Source organism: Salmonella sp. 32031103-2018-00083-FB-01-SM-01 (assembly GCF_017571995.1).
Taxonomy (GTDB): Bacteria; Pseudomonadota; Gammaproteobacteria; order Enterobacterales; family Enterobacteriaceae; genus Salmonella; species Salmonella enterica.
The window spans coordinates 29,005-46,069 of the sequence record NZ_JAGEQL010000010.1 but is presented as its reverse complement, the minus strand read 5'-3'; the positions used below and the strand labels follow the sequence as shown (position 1 = coordinate 46,069).

Below are 17,065 nucleotides of genomic sequence, written 5' to 3'. Positions count from 1 at the left end.
CGTTTATGTTGCCATCCGACAGCAATGATTTCCCATGCGGAAATCACTGTTGTCCAAATGGCAACTCGTCTCGCGCAACGTCGCCCCGTATTCTTAGCGCCACACTTTTCGTGAGGCCGCTATGAAACGTTTTCTACTGTGTAGTTTTGCCCTGGTTTTACTCTATCCTGCCGGTATTGATATGTATCTGGTCGGTTTACCGCGTATAGCCGCCGATCTGAACGCCAGCGAGGCGCAGTTGCATATCGCCTTCTCCGTTTACCTGGCCGGAATGGCGACGGCCATGCTGTTTGCCGGGAAGATAGCCGACCAGTCAGGCCGCAAGCCGGTCGCGATCGTCGGCGCGCTCGTCTTTATGATAGCCTCACTGCTTTGTTCACGGGCGTCGGAAGGCTCGCTATTTCTGAGTGGGCGTTTTCTTCAGGGGGTAGGAGCAGGCGGCTGCTATGTGGTGGCGTTCGCCATTCTGCGCGACACGCTCGACGAGCATCGTCGGGCGAAAGTGCTGTCATTATTGAATGGGATTACCTGTATTGTGCCGGTACTCGCCCCGGTGATGGGGCATTTGATTATGCTTCGTTTCCCCTGGCAAAGTCTGTTCTATACGATGTCCGCGATGGGCATTATTGTGGGCCTGTTATCACTGTTTATCCTGCGCGAGACGCGCCCGGCAAGGCTGGCTCCACGCGATTTATCACGATCGTCGCCCGCCGCCGAGTCGCTGGTTAACCGTTTTTTCGTCAGTCGACTGGCGATCACCACCCTTAGCGTGTCGGTGATCCTGACCTTCGTCAATGCCTCTCCAGTGCTGCTGATGGAGGTGATGGGATTTAGCCGTGGCGACTATGCCATTACCATGGCGCTCACCGCAGGCGTCAGCATGGTCGTCTCTTTTTCTACCCCTTTTGCGCTTGGGTTATTTAAGCCGCGAACCTTAATGCTCGTCTCACAGGGGCTGTTTTTGACGGCTGGCGTGACGTTAAGCCTTGCTCATACCAATACCGTCACGCTCTTTGGCCTGACGCTTATCTGCGCCGGATTCTCGGTTGGTTTTGGCGTCGCGATGAGCCAGGCGCTGGGGCCGTTTTCGCTGCGCGCCGGAGTGGCCAGTTCCACGCTGGGTATCGCGCAGGTTTGCGGTTCATCACTGTGGATTTGGCTGGCGGCAATACTCGGTATCAGCGCGATGAATATGCTGATCGGGATTCTGATTGGTTGTAGCATAGTGAGTATTCTGCTGATCTTCTCCGTCACGCCCAACAGGTCCGTAGCCGAGCATGAAGAAATCCCTTACCAATCTCGATCTTAATCTGCTGTTATGCCTACAGTTACTCATGCAGGAGCGCAGCGTCACTAAAGCTGCAAAACGGATGAACGTAACGCCCTCTGCGGTCAGCAAATCGCTGGCGAAACTCCGGGCATGGTTTGACGATCCGCTGTTCGTCAATACGCCGCTGGGCCTGGCGCCGACGCCGCTGATGGTCAGTATGGAGCAAAGTCTGGCGGACTGGATGCAGATGGGGAACCAACTGCTTGATAAGCCGCATCATCAAACGCCGCGCGGTTTAAAATTTGAGTTGGCGGCAGAGTCGCCGCTGATGATGATTATGTTTAATTCACTGTCGCAGCAGATTTATCAGCGCTATCCGCAGGCTACCATTAAGGTTCGCAACTGGGATTATGACTCGCTGGAGGCGATTACGCGTGGGGAAGTCGATATCGGATTTACCGGACGCGAAAGCCATCCCCGCTCGCGAGAATTGCTCAGTCTGTTGCCGCTCGCGATTGATTTTGAGGTGTTGTTTAGCGATTTGCCGTGGGTCTGGCTGCGGGAAGATCATCCGGCGCTGCGCGAAGCGTGGGATCTGGACACATTTCTGCGCTACCCGCATATCAGTATTTGCTGGGAGCAAAGCGATACCTGGGCGCTGGATGATGTCCTGCAAGAAATGGGACGCAAACGCCATATTGCGTTGAGCCTGCCGGGGTTCGAGCAGTCGCTCTTTATGGCCGCCCAGCCGGATCACACCCTGATAGCAACCGCGCCGCGCTATTGCCAGCACTACAATCAGCTCCACCAGCTACCGTTAGTGGCGCGCCCCCTGCCTTTTGATGCGCAACAGCGGGAAAAGCTGATGGTGCCGTTTACCCTATTATGGCACAAACGTAATAGTCATAATCCCAAGATTGTGTGGCTACGACAGGCTATCAACACGCTCTGCCGTCGCCTTATCTGACCACCTGCGTTGATAAATTAACCTTCCTCTTACCAGAAATATCACCGTCTGATTAAAGAACCTTCTGAAATTGAATTTTTAGCGCGTAAAACCTGTCCATAATTTACGTTAATGTTACTCTCGTCATTATCACGGCCCATTAATCACGGAGCGAAAAATGGCGACTCACTTTGCCAGAGGGATACTTACGGAGGGACAGTTGGTTTCAATTCGTCTCTCTTCGTCTTGCCATATTGAAGCCAGAAACCTGCCTGCTCACCGACGAACGCGTTTTCTCGCCTCCAGAGGCCTTCTTGCCGAACTGATGTTTATGCTGTACGGAATTAGCGAGCTGCCGGAAATCATTATTCAGGCGAAAGGTAAACCCGCGTTTCGTGACAAAAATCTGCCAGGTTTTTCTATCTCCTACGCCGGAAATATGGTTGGCGTGGCGTTGACCACCGAAGGAGAGTGCGGGCTGGATATGGAATTACAGCGCACCTCCCGCGGCTTTCACCATCCGCATTCGCTCGAACGCCACCCTTTCTCCCGCAATGAAAACTTATGGGTAGCCAATCAAAACGATCCCAACGAAGCGCGAGCGCAACTCATCACATTGCGCCAGAGCGTGTTAAAACTCACCGGCGATGTCATGAATGACGATCCGCGGGAGCTGCAACTTTTACCCGTTGCCGGACGCCTGAAGTGCGCGCATGTCACACAGCTTGAAGCCGTATGCGATGCGGAAGATGTGCTGGTATGGTCCGTAACCGTTACGCCAGCGATAGAAAAATTAAAAGTGTGGGAGTTCGATGGCAAACTGGGCTGGAAAAGCCTGCCCGATATCCAGACGCGCGCCAATGAGCCAACCGGCCGTCTGATGCGATTCGCCCAACTCCCCGCCGCCAAATCGTATACGCTTAATCGTTCATAATGAAAAAAGGGGCACGTATGTCTGAAACGCTGAATGTGGTTACACTGCTGGGAAGTTTACGCAAAGGTTCCTTTAACGGGATGGTGGCGCGTACGCTGCCTAAAGTCGCGCCGGCAGGAATGACGGTATCGCCGCTGCCTTCGATCGGGGATATTCCGCTGTATGACGCCGATATCCAGCAGGAAGAGGGATTTCCAGCCAGCGTAGAGGCGCTGGCGGAGCAGATTCGCAACGCTGACGGCGTCGTCATTGTGACGCCGGAATATAACTATTCCGTTCCCGGCGGCCTGAAGAATGCCATCGACTGGCTATCCCGTCTGCCTGAGCAGCCGCTGGCGGGTAAGCCCGTTCTTATCCAGACCAGTTCAATGGGGGCGATTGGCGGCGCGCGCTGCCAGTATCATCTGCGCCAGATTCTGGTGTTCCTTGATGCGATGGTGATGAATAAACCGGAGTTTATGGGCGGCGTGATTCAGAATAAAGTCGACCCGCAGACTGGAGAAGTGGTGGATCAGGGAACGTTAGATCATTTGACCGGTCAGCTGACCGCATTTGGCGAGTTTATTCAGCGCGTTAAAGCGTAAGTTATTTAAAAACCCTCCCCCGATGGGGCGAGGGTTCATTTCATCAGTGTGCGTCAATAAACACAATCTTCAGCACGAATAACAGCGCGACAATCACTACGCACGGGCTAAGGTCGCGTAGGCGGCCTGTCCCGATTTTCATCACGCAGTAAGAGATAAAGCCCAGCGCGATACCTTCGGTGATCGAGAAGCTAAACGGCATCATTACCGCCGTAATAAACGCCGGGACCGATTCGGTTAAATCCTGCCAGTTTACCCGCGCCAGGCTGGAGGTCATCAGCACGCCGACGTAAATCAGCGCGCCCGCCGCCGCGTAAGGCGGCACCATGCCCGCCAGCGGCGACAGGAAGATAACCAGCAGGAACAAAATACCGACCACCACCGCCGTCAAACCGGTGCGACCGCCCACCGAAACGCCGGAAGACGATTCAATATAAGCGGTCACAGAAGACGTTCCGACAAATGCGCCAGTGACGGAAGAGATACTATCAACAAACAGTGCCTGCTTCATGCGCGGGAATTTGCCTTTCTCATCCGCCAGGCCGGCTTTATCGGTCACGCCAATCAGCGTACCGGAGGAGTCAAACAGGTTTACCAGCATGAAGGAGAAAATAACCCCCGCCAGGCCAAGATTGAACGAGCCTGCCAAATCGACATGCCCTACCACGCTGGTGACGCTTGGCGGCGCGGAGACAATGCCGTTGTAGTGTACATCGCCCATCATCCAGCCAAGCAGCGTCGTGACGATGATGGACACCAGCACCGCCGCATGAATGTTGCGCGAAGCGAGAATCGCAATAATAAAGAATCCGAGAACCCCCAGCAGCACGCTGTGCGAGGTCAGGTTGCCAATGCTGACCAGCGTTTCCGGATTTGCGACAATCACGCCGGCGTTTTTCAGCCCCATCATGCCAATAAACAGGCCGATGCCGCTGGTGATGCCCACGCGCAGGCTGACCGGAATGTTGGCGATCATCCAGTAACGCACGCGGAAGATAGTCAGCAATAAAAGACCAACAGCGCCCCAGAAAATGGCGCCCATGCCTACCTGCCACGGCAGTCCCATTGCCTGAACAACCACGAAGGCAAAGAACGCATTCAGCCCCATCGCGGGTGCCAGCGCCACTGGCAGGTTAGCGAACAGGCCCATCAGAATGCTGCCAAAGGCTGCAATCAGACAGGTGGTCACAAAGACGGCGCTGGTGTCCATGCCAGCTACGCCCAGAATTTGCGGGTTAACAAAAACGATATAAACCATCGTCAGGAAAGTGGTAAAACCGGCGATCACTTCGGTTCGTGCCGTCGTGCCATGTTCGCGCAGTTTAAACACGCGTTCCAGCATACCCTGACCAGAAGCCTGGGTGGTGTGTTGTTGACTCATTATCAATTTCCGGAGAAAGGAGGGAAAATTCGCCGTTATCCTATACCAAAATGCGACACCTGGCGCAGTTGTGTGGTAATTTTTTTCACTCAATTTGTTAGTACGGCAACGATTGCGTCCCCTCATTCAGCATTACGTAAACGTTAAACTTGTTAAAATGGAAATGACATGTCCCAAATCGAAGCAGTGTTTTTTGACTGTGACGGCACGCTGGTCGACAGTGAAGTAATTTGCTCGCGCGCCTATGTCACTATGTTCCGGCAGTTCGGCATTACGCTTGAGCTCACGGAAGTATTCAGACGCTTTAAAGGCGTAAAGCTCTACGAAATTATCGATACCATCAGTAAAGAGCATGGCGTTGCGCTGGCAAAGGCGGAGCTGGAGCCGGTGTACCGCGCCGAGGTTGCGCGTCTGTTCGATACCGAACTGGAAGCGATCGCGGGCGCAAATACCCTGCTGGAGAGCATTAAGACGCCCATGTGCGTGGTATCCAACGGGCCGGTCAGTAAGATGCAGCATTCGCTGGGTAAACTGGGCATGTTGCATCATTTTCCCGATTTGCTGTTTAGCGGTTACGATATTCAACGCTGGAAGCCCGATCCGGCGCTGATGCTCCATGCGGCGAACGCCATGAAGGTCAATGTTGAGAAATGTATTCTGGTGGATGATTCCAGCGCAGGCGCGCAGTCAGGAATTGCAGCGGGAATGGAAGTGTTTTATTTCTGCGCCGATCCGCATAACAAGCCGATCGATCACCCTAACGTGACGACATTTACCGATTTGGCGCAGTTGCCGGGATTGTGGAAAGCGCGCGGGTGGGAGATTACGCGTTAACTGAAATGCCGGATGGCGCTGACGCTTATCCGGCCTACAGCATCTGTACCTGTAGGCCCGGTAAGCGCAGCGCCACCGGGCAAAAGAATGAGATTTACTCTTTCGGATCTTTCCCCGCCAGCAGCTTATCCAGCTCATCTCCGCCCACGTGACGGAAATCCTGCCCCTTCACGAAGTAGAAGATGTATTCGCAAATATTCTGGCAACGGTCACCGATACGCTCGATAGAGCGCGCGCAGAATAACGCGGTCAGCACGCTGGGAATGGTGCGCGAGTCTTCCATCATGTAGGTCATCAGCTGACGCACGATGCCTTCATATTCCTGGTCAACTTTCTTGTCTTCACGGTAGATACGCACCGCTTCGTCGAGATCCATCCGCGCGAACGCATCCAGCACGTCGTGTAGCATCTGCACGGTGTGGCGACCCAGCGACTCCAGGCTGACCAGCAGTGGCTGGTGCTGCTGGGAGAATTTCTCCAGCGCGGTACGGCAGATTTTATCCGCCACGTCGCCAATGCGCTCCAGTTCGGCGATGGTTTTGATAATCGCCATTACCAGGCGCAGGTCACTCGCCGTCGGCTGGCGCTTGGCGATAATACGCACACAGGCTTCATCGATGGCGACTTCCATCATATTAACCTGATGGTCGCCTTCTACCACGCGCTTCGCCAGCTCGCTGTCCTGGTTGTGCATGGCGGTGATAGCGTCAGAAAGCTGCTGCTCCACCATGCCGCCCATGGTCATTACCTGAGTGCGGATGCTTTCCAGTTCTGCGTTGAACTGGCCGGAAATATGTTTATTAAGGTTCAGACTGTCCATTACGCACTCCTGAATTAACCGTAACGACCGGTGATATAGTCTTCTGTTTGTTTCTTCGCGGGCTTGGTGAACAGATCGTCCGTGTTGCTGAACTCAATCAACTCGCCCAGGTACATAAACGCCGTATGATCGGAGCAACGTGCCGCCTGCTGCATGTTGTGGGTCACGATCACCACGGTGTAATCCTGTTTCAGCTCGGTGATCAGCTCTTCAATACGCCCGGTGGAGATCGGATCCAGAGCTGAACATGGCTCATCCAGCAGCAACACTTCCGGGCGAATGGCGATACCACGCGCAATGCACAGGCGCTGCTGCTGACCACCGGAGAGAGAGTACCCGCTCTGGTGCAATTTATCTTTGGTTTCGTTCCATAATGCGGCTTTGGTCAACGCCCACTGCACGCGCTCGTCCATATCGGCGCGAGACAGCTTCTCAAACAGACGCACGCCAAAGGCGATATTGTCATAGATGGACATCGGGAACGGCGTCGGCTTCTGGAATACCATTCCCACTTTTGCGCGCAGCAGCGCGATATCCTGGGTGTTGGTGAGAATATTGTCGCCATCCAGCAGAATTTCACCTTCCGCGCGCTGCTCCGGATAAAGCGAATACATTTTATTGAAGGTACGCAGTAGCGTTGATTTACCGCAGCCGGATGGCCCGATAAATGCCGTTACCTGATTCTTCGCGATATCCAGATTAATGTTCTTCAGGGCATGGAATTTGCCGTAGTAGAAGTTCAAATCACGAACCTGAATCTTACTCGGGGCAGTTTCAACCATACTCATTTCACTCTTTTCCTCATCCAGCGCCGCATCCGCCACGCCGTAAAATAATGCCTGATGGCGCTACGCTTATCAGGCCTACAATGTCTTTAACCGTGTTTTTTCTTCGCGAAAACAACACGCGCCAGAATATTCAGCAGCAGTACGCACAGGGTAATAATCAGCACGCCCGCCCAGGCTAATTGTTGCCATTCGGCAAACGGGCTCATCGCGAATTTAAAGATGGTCACCGGCAGGTTGGCGATAGGCTGCATCATGTCGGTGCTCCAGAACTGGTTCGAGAGCGCGGTAAACAACAATGGCGCCGTTTCCCCGGCGATACGGGCAATGGCCAGCAGAATACCGGTCATAATGCCGGAGATAGAGGCTTTCAGCGTAATCGCGGAGATCATCTTCCACTTCGGCGTACCCAGCGCGTAGGCGGCTTCACGCAGGCTATCCGGCACCAATTTGAGCATGTTTTCAGTGGTACGGATAACGATCGGTACCTGCAACAGCGCCAGCGCAATCACCCCTGCCCAACCGGAGAAGTGCTGCATCTGCGCCACCACGATGGTGTAAACAAACAGCCCCACAACAATTGACGGCGCGGAAAGCAGAATGTCGTTAATAAAGCGAATGATTTCCGCCAGCCAGGATTTACGGCCATATTCCGCCAGATAGATCCCGGCCATAATCCCCAGCGGCGTACCCAATACGGTAGCCCAGAGAATCAATAATCCACTCCCTGCCAGGGCGTTCGCCAGCCCGCCGCCCGCCGTGTTCGGCGGCGGCGTCATTTCGGTAAACAGCGCCAGCGACATCCCATCGATACCGCGCGTGATGGTGGACATCAAAATCCAGATCAGCCAGAACAGGCCAAATGCCATTGTCGCCATTGAGAGCGTTAGTGCGATACGGTTCTTCATGCGGCGACGCGCCTGCATCTTGCGACGGGATTCCGCGAGCTGCGCGGTATTCTGCATATCAAGCGTAGCCATTAACGTGCTCCCTCGTTCTTCGCCAGACGCATAATCATGAACTTAGACGCCGCCAGGACGATAAAGGTGATCACAAACAGGATCAGCCCCAGTTCCATCAACGCTGCCACGTGCAGACCCGATTCCGCCTCAGCGAATTCGTTCGCCAGCGCGGAAGTGATGCTGTTGCCCGGCATATACAGCGACGCGCTGTCGAGCTGGTAGGTGTTGCCGATGATAAAAGTGACCGCCATCGTTTCACCCAGAGCACGGCCCAGCCCCAGCATAATGCCGCCGATCACGCCATTTTTGGTGAACGGTAGCACGATGCGCCAGATAACTTCCCAGGTAGTGCAGCCGATACCGTAAGCGGACTCTTTCATCATTACCGGCGTTTGCTCGAAGACGTCGCGCATAACCGCCGCAATGTAGGGGATGATCATGATGGCGAGGATGACGCCCGCCGCCAGAATGCCGATACCAAACGCCGGGCCGGAGAACAGCGCGCCGACAAACGGAATGTTGGAAAGAATATTGCCGACCGGCTCCTGGAAGTACGTCGCAAACAGCGGTGCGAAGATAAACAGCCCCCACATGCCGTACACGATACTGGGGATCGCCGCCAGCAGTTCAATGGCGATGCCGAGCGGACGCTTTAGCCAGCCTGGCGCCAGCTCGGTTAAAAACAGGGCAATGCCGAAACTGACCGGAACGGCGATCAGCAGTGCGATAAAGGAGGTCACCAGCGTGCCGTAAATGGGCACCAGTGCGCCGTAGATATCGTTTGGCGCGTCCCATTCCTTAGTCCAAAGAAATGAGAAACCAAATTTCTGGATACTTGGCCAGGAGGAGATGATCAATGAGACGATAATACCGCCCAACATCAATAGCACAATCAGCGCAGCCAGTTTTACCAGCGCGCTGAAAATCATGTCGCCTTTTTTACCCGGCGGGTTAAAAGCAGGCTTGGTTGCAGCCATAAATTACTCTTTCCATTAAACGCGTTTTACGACGTTGCCCCTGCCGGATGGCGCTACGCTTATCCGGCCTACAACGTGGGCCTGCGGTCGAAACCGTAGGGCGGATAAGCGTAGCGCCATCCGCCAATTCGTTAATTAATACAGCGCCTTACCGTTGCTGTCTTTTATACTGGTCTTCCAGGCAGTACGAACCTGCTCAACGACGTTATCCGGCAGGCTGGCGTAGTCCAGATCATTCGCCTGTTTAGCGCCATTTTTGTAGGCCCAGTCGAAGAACTTCAGCACTTCAGCACCCTGCTCAGGTTTCTTCTGCGCTTTGTGGACCAGGATAAAGGTGGTGGAGGTGATTGGCCACACATCGTCACCTTTCTGGTTGGTCAGATCCTGCGCGAAGGTTTTGCTCCAGTCTGCGCCTTTCGCCGCATTAGAGAAGCTCTCTTCCGTCGGGCTTACCGGTTTGCCGTCGGCAGAAACCAGTTTGGTGTAGGCCAGGTTGTTCTGCTTGGCATACGCATACTCAACGTAGCCAATAGCGCCTGGCAGACGCTGTACAAATGCCGCGATGCCGTCGTTACCTTTACCGCCCAGGCCGGTTGGCCAGTTCACGGTAGAACCCGCGCCCACTTTCGATTTCCACTCGTCGTTGACTTTCGCCAGGTAACTGGTGAACACGAAGGAGGTACCGGAACCGTCAGCGCGACGCACCACAGCGATGTTCTGAGAAGGCAGCTTCACGCCTGGGTTCAGTTTGGTGATGGCTTCATCATCCCACTTTTTGATTTTACCGAGGTAGATGTCACCCAGCGTTTTACCATCCAGCACCAGTTCGCCGGATTTGAGGCCTGGAATATTCACCGCCAGCACCACGCCGCCGATCACAGTCGGAAACTGGAACAGGCCTTCCTGATTCAGTTTTTCGTCAGACAGCGGCGCATCGGAAGCGCCAAAATCAACGGTATTCGCGGTGATTTGTTTCACGCCGCCGGAAGAGCCTATCCCCTGGTAATTAACTTTGTTACCGGTTTCTTTCTGGTAGGTATCCGCCCATTTGGCATACACCGGCGCAGGAAACGTTGCACCGGCACCTGTCAGGCTTGCTGCTGCAAAGGCAGAGAACGCGCTCATCGATAAGGTCGCGGCGACAACAGTTGCGACAGTGGTACGCATAACTTTCATAATGTCTCCTGCACGGTTTCGGTAAATCATTGTTTGAGTTGCTACGATGAGCAAAATAGGACAAATTGATGACAGTTATATGTCTTGATTATGACGGTTTGATGACAATGGAAATAAAAAAGCTGGCCCGGGGAGACACCAGACCAGCCTGCAGGGGGAGATGAATTAAACTGTTTGCGCAACCGCAGACGGTTTCAACAGCGCGTACATCAGGCCGCAGACAATCGTGCCCAGGGCAATCGAGAGCAGGTACTGCATCACATGTTCTACCGCATGCGGGATCGCCAGGACAAAGAGACCGCCGTGTGGCGCCATCAGTGTACAACCGAAATACATGGACAGTCCCCCGGCGATTGCGCCACCGACCATCGTGGAAGGGATGACGCGCATCGGGTCACGCGCAGCGAAGGGAATCGCCCCTTCAGAGATAAAGCACAGCCCCAGGATAAAGGATGCGTTACCCGCTTCATGCTCAGAGGCAGTGAATTTCGCTCTGGCCGCCCAGGTTGCGACGCCCATTCCTAATGCCGGAACCATCCCTGCCGCCATAATGGCCGCCATTGGCATATAAGAATGAGAAGCCAGTAAACCGACGCCGAAGGTATACGCAGCTTTATTCACCGGCCCGCCAAGGTCAAAACCTTGCATTGCGCCCAGCAACATTCCCAGCAAGATAGCATTCGTAGAGGTCATATTCCCCAGGAACGTCGTCAGCCCTTCCATCACCGCAGAAACGGGGCCACCCACCACGTAAATCATGATAAGGCCAGTAATCAGCGTAGACAGTAGCGGCAGAACCAGCACAGGTTTAAGCGCTTCCATCGACGCCGGCAGCTTAATATTTTGCGCCAGAAACCGTACGCTGTAACCGGCCAGAAAACCGGCCACAATCCCACCCAGGAAACCAGCGCCGCACAGGCTGGCCAACATCCCGCCAATAAGCCCCGGGGCCAGACCCGGACGATCGGCAATTGAGAAGGCAATAAACCCAGCCAGTACCGGCACCATCAGCGCAAAGGCCGCCTTACCGCCGATTTGAAATAACGCAGCCGCCAGCGTGTCCGGCTCGTTGAAGGCCTGGATACCGAAGACAAAAGAGAGCGCGATACACAACCCTCCCGCAACCACCAGGGGAAGCATATGGGATACGCCGGTCATTAAATGCTTATAAACGCCGGGTAGCTCTGTTTTACCAGCTGAAGAAGAGCGCCCGGCACTCCCCTGATAGACCTCGGCGCTATTGAAAGCATTATCCATTTCCTGCGCACTCTTTTTTAGCGCCGCGCCGGTACTGGTGCGATAGAGTCTTTTGCCAACAAAGCCTGACAGATCCAGTTCAATATCCGCCGCGATAATCACCACATCCGCCTGCGCTATCTCTTCCGCGGTCAGCGTGTTCTTCGCCCCGACGGAACCGCGGGTTTCAACCTTGATCCAGTCACCACGCTTGCGGGCTTCAATTTCCAACGCTTCTGCCGCCATAAAGGTATGGGCGACGCCCGTCGGACAGGCCGTCACAGCAACAATTTTTTTAGTCATAGTAGGGTACCCTGTTCTTTTAATTTAAAGAAAAAGCGGGAAAAAAATGTTACAGACGTGACCAGGCCGCGGCTTTCTGGAACAGCGCGTCATCCGGGCGAATCCCGGTATAAAGGACAAATTGCTCCACGGCCTGAATAGCAAACACTTCGGAACCGGTAATCACGGTTTTACCGCGTTCACGGGCGTAGCGGATTAGCGGCGTGACGGGCGGTAGCGCCACCACATCAAAGATAACGCTCGCCTTATCCACTTCCTGTTCGGAATAAGAGAGTTTGTCGGCATCATTACCGCCAGCCATTCCGATAGGCGTGGCGTTAATTAACAAATCGGCTTCAATACCGTCGGTATCCGGGCGCCATTCATAGCCATAGAGTTCGGCCAGTTGTTTACCTGACGCTTCATCAATCGCGACAATATAACCACGGGTAAACCCCGCATCCTTCAGCGCGCAGGCCACCGCCTTTGCCATACCACCGCTGCCACGCAAAGCAAATACCAGGTCGGGAGAGACCTTGTAATTCGCCAGCAAGCGAGCTATTGCAATGTAATCGGTGTTGTACGCCTTCAGATGGCCATTGGTATTCACAATGGTATTAACTGAGTGAATGGCCTGAGCAGAAGCATCCAGTTCATCCACCAGCGGAATGCAGGCTTCTTTAAACGGCATAGAGATCGCGCACCCACGGATCCCCAGACCGCGCACGCCGCTAATGGCCTGCGTAAGATCGGTCGGCGAAAAGGCTTTGTAGAGATAATTGAGATCCAGCGCTTCGTACAGATAGTTGTGAAAGCGTGTACCGAAGTTACTTGGGCGTGCCGCCAGGGACATGCAGACCTGAGTGTCTTTATTAATGCGCTTTGTCATGATGAATCCTCATAGAAGTTGCGATAGAGAAAATCATCGGCTAAAAAGGGGATATTAAAAATTGCTCATTCCCGTTCGGGAAATTTCACCTTTTATGACAACCCGGCACACTGAACAAAAATATTTAAAGCTACTCCAGCACTATGGCGACAAGCCTGTTAGCGTGACATTACAGGAGCTGGCGGATGTGTTGTTCTGCACCCGGCGGCATATGCGTAATCTGTTGCTTCAGATGCAGGAGGCAAAGTGGCTCATCTGGCAATCACAGGCCGGACGTGGGCATCGCGCCCGGCTTCACCTGCGCTATAAACCAGAACAGCTGTTAAGCGAAAAGGCGGAGCAGTTACTGGAGTCTGGTCATATTGATCAGGCCATTCAGCTGCTGGGTAAAAATAAGCACCAGGTGGCGCAACTGCTGCGTTCAAAGCTGGGCTATAGCGTGCGGGCAGACTATCAGCGGCTGTGCATCCCCTATTATCGGACAATGCCGTCGCTGTGCCCCGGCATACCGTTGCGTCGCTCTGAGCAGCATCTGGTCAGGCAGATTTTTAGCGGCCTGACGCGCATAAATGAGGAAAAAGGTGAAGTCGAAGCCGATCTTGCCCACCACTGGCGGCAGATTGATCCGCTGCGCTGGCGTTTTTATCTGCGCCCCGCCGTCCTCTGGCATGATGGCCAGGAGCTGACGATCGACGCGGTTATCGCTTCACTGACCCGCAGCGCTAAGCTGCCGCTGTTCTCGCACTTGCAGACCATTCAGGCCACCGGGCCGCTGAGCCTTGAAATTACGCTGGCGCACCCGGATAACCGACTGCCGCTGCTGCTCAGCCATATTGATGCCATGATCCTACCGCCTGACCATACACAACGCGCTGATTTCCCGGCACATCCTGTGGGGACTGGCCCTTATGAGGTGGTGGAAAACAATGGCTTTCATCTGCAAATGAAGGCCTTTGACCACTATTTCGGTCTGCGCGGGCTGCTGGATGAAGTGGAGGTCTTTATCTGGCCGAATTTAACGGAGACAGACAACCTGGCGGAATCGCTGTCGGATAACGACACGGCAGCCTGGCTCAGCTCCAGCCTGAGCGATGAGGATTACGTTTCCGGACGGCTTAGCCAGGTATCAGGCAAACCTTCTGACAACCTGCGCGAGATGTTTCTTGAGCGTGGAGGATATTTTTTATTATGCGACAGCCGCTCCCCGCACTGGCATACCGCCGAACATCGCCGCTGGCTACGGGAAACACTCAGCCCTTACGCCATACTCCAGCATCTGAGTGAGGCAATTCGCCCCTTCTGGGTACCGGGCGGCAGCCTGCTGTCCTCCTGGTTTCATACTATTGAGGCGGGCCCGGCCTGTTCACCTTTTATCTCGTCGTCGCCCTACGCGAAACTGCGTCTGGCCTATCACGATCAGCACCCTGAATTTCCAATGCTCCTGGATATCATGCAAGAGATCATGCGCCAGCAGGGCATTTTACTTGAGGGCGTTGAGCTGAATTATGATGACTGGGCGAATGGCAAAGCCAATGTGGATCTCTGGCTGGGGACGGTCAATTTCCCCATTCCCGAAGAGTGGAACGTCGGTACATGGCTACTGGGCTCCCCTTTACTGCGCCACGCCATCAGTGGTGGGGATGATGCGCTGCTGGCCCAATGGGAAACCCAGTGGCATGCCGAAACCATCAGCGCGGAACAACTGGTCAGGGAAACCACCCGTTCAGGCTGGCTACAGCCGCTTTTTCACCACTGGATGCGACTCAAAAGCCCCGACCGGGCCAGGGGGATCCACCTGAATAACCTGGGGTGGTTTGATTTCCGATCCACCTGGATTGAGCCAGGGCCTTAAAGAAGAGAATGTGACCGGGTGCCCGTAGCGCAGGCAGGCGTAGCACCTCTTAGTCGCTCTTCAGCCACCATAGAGAAAGAACAGCGCCTGTCACAGCGCACAAAAAAAGGCCGTCTGTCGACGGCCTTCTGCCTGGTGCAACATTTGTACTTACTCTACCGTCACCGATTTCGCCAGGTTACGCGGCTGGTCAACGTCGGTGCCTTTAATCAGCGCCACGTGATACGCCAGCAGTTGCAGCGGAACGGTGTAGAAGATAGGCGCGATCACTTCTTCCACATGCGGCATCTCGATGATGTGCATGTTGTCGCTGCTCACAAAACCCGCATCCTGATCGGCGAAGACGTACAACTGACCGCCACGTGCGCGAACTTCTTCGATGTTGGATTTCAGTTTCTCCAGCAGTTCGTTGTTCGGCGCCACCACAATCACCGGCATATCGGCGTCAATCAGCGCCAACGGCCCGTGTTTCAGCTCGCCTGCAGCATAGGCTTCCGCGTGAATGTAAGAGATCTCTTTCAGCTTCAGCGCGCCTTCGAGCGCAATCGGATATTGATCGCCACGCCCCAGGAACAGCGCATGGTGTTTGTCAGAGAAATCTTCCGCCAGGGCTTCAATACGTTTGTCCTGCGACAGCATCTGCTCAATACGGCTCGGCAGCGCCTGTAGGCCATGAACGATATCATGCTCAATGGACGTATCCAGACCTTTCAGACGCGCCAGTTTCGCCACCAGCATCAACAGCACGGTTAACTGGGTGGTAAAGGCTTTGGTAGATGCTACGCCAATTTCCGTACCCGCGTTGGTCATCAGCGCCAGATCGGATTCACGCACCAGCGAAGATCCCGGCACGTTACAAATGGCCAGAGAGCCCAAATATCCCAGCTCTTTCGACAGACGCAGGCCAGCCAGGGTATCTGCGGTTTCGCCAGACTGTGACAGGGTAATCATCAGGCTGTTACGGCGCACGGCAGATTTGCGATAGCGGAATTCAGAGGCGATTTCAACGTCGCACGGAATACCTGCCAGCGATTCAAACCAGTAACGGGAAACCATACCGGAGTTGTAAGACGTACCGCAGGCGAGGATCTGAATATGCTCAACCTTTGACAGCAGTTCGTCGGCGTTCGGTCCCAGCTCGCTTAAATCCACCTGACCGTGGCTGATGCGCCCGGTAAGGGTGTTTTTGATCGCGTTCGGCTGTTCGTAGATTTCTTTCTGCATGTAGTGGCGGTAAATACCTTTATCGCCCGCGTCATATTGCAGATTAGATTCGATATCCTGACGTTTTACTTCCGCGCCGGTGTTATCGAAGATATTTACCGAACGGCGAGTGATTTCAGCGATATCGCCCTCTTCAAGGAAGATAAAGCGACGAGTCACTGGCAACAGCGCCAGCTGGTCAGAAGCGATAAAGTTTTCGCCCATACCCAGGCCAATCACCAGCGGGCTGCCAGAACGTGCCGCCAGTAGGGTATCCGGGTGACGGGTATCCATGATCACTGTACCGTACGCACCACGCAGTTGCGGGATAGCACGTAGAACAGCCTCACGCAGAGTACCTCCCTGTTTCAGTTCCCAGTTTACCAGGTGTGCAATCACTTCGGTGTCGGTTTCAGAAACGAAGGTATAGCCACGCGCTTTTAATGCTTCACGCAGCGGTTCATGGTTTTCGATGATGCCGTTATGCACCACCACAATGTGTTCAGAAACATGCGGATGCGCGTTAGCTTCTGAAGGTTCACCGTGCGTCGCCCAACGCGTGTGAGCAATACCGGTGCCGCCATGCAGAGGATGTTCTTCCGCTGCCTGAGCCAGCATCTGGACTTTACCGAGGCGACGCAGACGGGTCATATGACCTTCTGCATCAACCACGGCCAGACCGGCAGAGTCATATCCGCGGTATTCCAGACGACGTAAACCTTCGAGAAGGATTTCAGCTACATCACGCTGCGCGATAGCGCCAACAATTCCACACATAGTTTTATTTCCTGATTATGGCATTACGCCATGCGTTGTCGCTGACCTGTATGCCCGTCGTTGCGGGCGCCCCGAGCCTTGTAGAGAGTGGGGTTATTTTTATAAGTACTGCTCATGGAGCGGAGGATTATTTTATCCTCTCATCTCCGGTCTGCCG

The 17,065-nt window shown here is 54.3% G+C and carries 15 protein-coding genes; 6 read left to right on the top strand and 9 right to left on the bottom strand.

Annotated elements, in window-relative coordinates:
* The first annotated feature begins 121 nt into the window (after positions 1 to 121).
* The 4 genes from J4614_RS20955 (at position 122) to J4614_RS20940 (ending at position 3,734) form a co-directional block, all read left to right on the top strand.
* Complete coding sequence (locus J4614_RS20955; RefSeq protein WP_000819610.1) at positions 122 to 1,309, top strand: MFS transporter; 1,188 nt, start codon at positions 122 to 124, stop codon at positions 1,307 to 1,309.
* Positions 1,278 to 2,237, top strand: a complete 960-nt coding sequence (gene yidZ / locus J4614_RS20950) for an HTH-type transcriptional regulator YidZ (protein ID WP_000749365.1) — start codon at positions 1,278 to 1,280, stop codon at positions 2,235 to 2,237. Before J4614_RS20955 ends, yidZ begins: the two co-directional genes overlap by 32 nt.
* Before the next feature lie 157 nt (positions 2,238 to 2,394).
* Positions 2,395 to 3,150 (top strand): 4'-phosphopantetheinyl transferase superfamily protein, encoded by a 756-nt coding sequence (locus J4614_RS20945; protein ID WP_000190678.1) that lies wholly within the window; start codon positions 2,395 to 2,397, stop codon positions 3,148 to 3,150.
* The gene (locus J4614_RS20940; protein WP_001527038.1) at positions 3,150 to 3,734 is read left to right on the top strand and encodes an NADPH-dependent FMN reductase; all 585 of its coding nucleotides are present in this window, start codon (positions 3,150 to 3,152) and stop codon (positions 3,732 to 3,734) included. Before J4614_RS20945 ends, J4614_RS20940 begins: the two co-directional genes overlap by 1 nt.
* 43 nt (positions 3,735 to 3,777) lie before the next feature.
* On the opposite strand, the gene adeP is transcribed toward J4614_RS20940, so the two are convergent.
* On the bottom strand, positions 3,778 to 5,115 hold the full coding sequence (gene adeP / locus J4614_RS20935; protein WP_001519317.1) for an adenine permease AdeP: 1,338 nt from the start codon (positions 5,113 to 5,115) through the stop codon (positions 3,778 to 3,780).
* A 168-nt stretch (positions 5,116 to 5,283) separates the two neighbouring features.
* Here adeP and yieH point away from each other — a divergent pair, with 168 nt between their 5' ends.
* Complete coding sequence (gene yieH, locus J4614_RS20930) at positions 5,284 to 5,949, top strand: 6-phosphogluconate phosphatase (protein WP_000078081.1); 666 nt, start codon at positions 5,284 to 5,286, stop codon at positions 5,947 to 5,949.
* 94 nt (positions 5,950 to 6,043) lie between these two features.
* Here the strand turns inward: yieH and phoU are convergent, their stop codons facing one another.
* From phoU to J4614_RS20895, 7 genes are all read right to left on the bottom strand, one after another.
* Positions 6,044 to 6,769, bottom strand: coding sequence for a phosphate signaling complex protein PhoU (gene phoU / locus J4614_RS20925; RefSeq protein WP_000377800.1), 726 nt, complete (start codon positions 6,767 to 6,769; stop codon positions 6,044 to 6,046).
* Positions 6,770 to 6,783: 14 nt separating this feature from the next.
* Positions 6,784 to 7,557: a phosphate ABC transporter ATP-binding protein PstB gene (gene pstB, locus J4614_RS20920; RefSeq protein WP_000063118.1), complete on the bottom strand. Its 774-nt coding sequence runs from the start codon at positions 7,555 to 7,557 to the stop codon at positions 6,784 to 6,786.
* Between the two features lie 86 nt (positions 7,558 to 7,643).
* Positions 7,644 to 8,534, bottom strand: a complete 891-nt coding sequence (gene pstA / locus J4614_RS20915) for a phosphate ABC transporter permease PstA (RefSeq protein WP_000212197.1) — start codon at positions 8,532 to 8,534, stop codon at positions 7,644 to 7,646.
* The gene (gene pstC / locus J4614_RS20910) at positions 8,534 to 9,493 is read right to left on the bottom strand and encodes a phosphate ABC transporter permease PstC (RefSeq protein ID WP_000741630.1); all 960 of its coding nucleotides are present in this window, start codon (positions 9,491 to 9,493) and stop codon (positions 8,534 to 8,536) included. The genes pstA and pstC overlap by 1 nt, the downstream gene beginning before the upstream one ends.
* A 135-nt stretch (positions 9,494 to 9,628) precedes the next feature.
* On the bottom strand, positions 9,629 to 10,669 hold the full coding sequence (gene pstS / locus J4614_RS20905; protein WP_000867131.1) for a phosphate ABC transporter substrate-binding protein PstS: 1,041 nt from the start codon (positions 10,667 to 10,669) through the stop codon (positions 9,629 to 9,631).
* Positions 10,670 to 10,834: 165 nt separating this feature from the next.
* A complete protein-coding gene (locus tag J4614_RS20900) occupies positions 10,835 to 12,208 on the bottom strand; it encodes a fructose-specific PTS transporter subunit EIIC (protein ID WP_208293305.1) in 1,374 nt (457 codons plus the stop codon).
* Between the two features lie 49 nt (positions 12,209 to 12,257).
* Positions 12,258 to 13,076, bottom strand: a complete 819-nt coding sequence (locus tag J4614_RS20895) for a shikimate 5-dehydrogenase (RefSeq protein WP_000166709.1) — start codon at positions 13,074 to 13,076, stop codon at positions 12,258 to 12,260.
* Positions 13,077 to 13,170: 94 nt separating this feature from the next.
* Here J4614_RS20895 and J4614_RS20890 point away from each other — a divergent pair, with 94 nt between their 5' ends.
* Positions 13,171 to 14,928 (top strand): SgrR family transcriptional regulator, encoded by a 1,758-nt coding sequence (locus J4614_RS20890; protein ID WP_000213163.1) that lies wholly within the window; start codon positions 13,171 to 13,173, stop codon positions 14,926 to 14,928.
* Positions 14,929 to 15,078: 150 nt separating this feature from the next.
* On the opposite strand, the gene glmS is transcribed toward J4614_RS20890, so the two are convergent.
* Positions 15,079 to 16,908, bottom strand: a complete 1,830-nt coding sequence (gene glmS, locus J4614_RS20885) for a glutamine--fructose-6-phosphate transaminase (isomerizing) (protein WP_023258758.1) — start codon at positions 16,906 to 16,908, stop codon at positions 15,079 to 15,081.
* Positions 16,909 to 17,065: the final 157 nt, after the last annotated feature.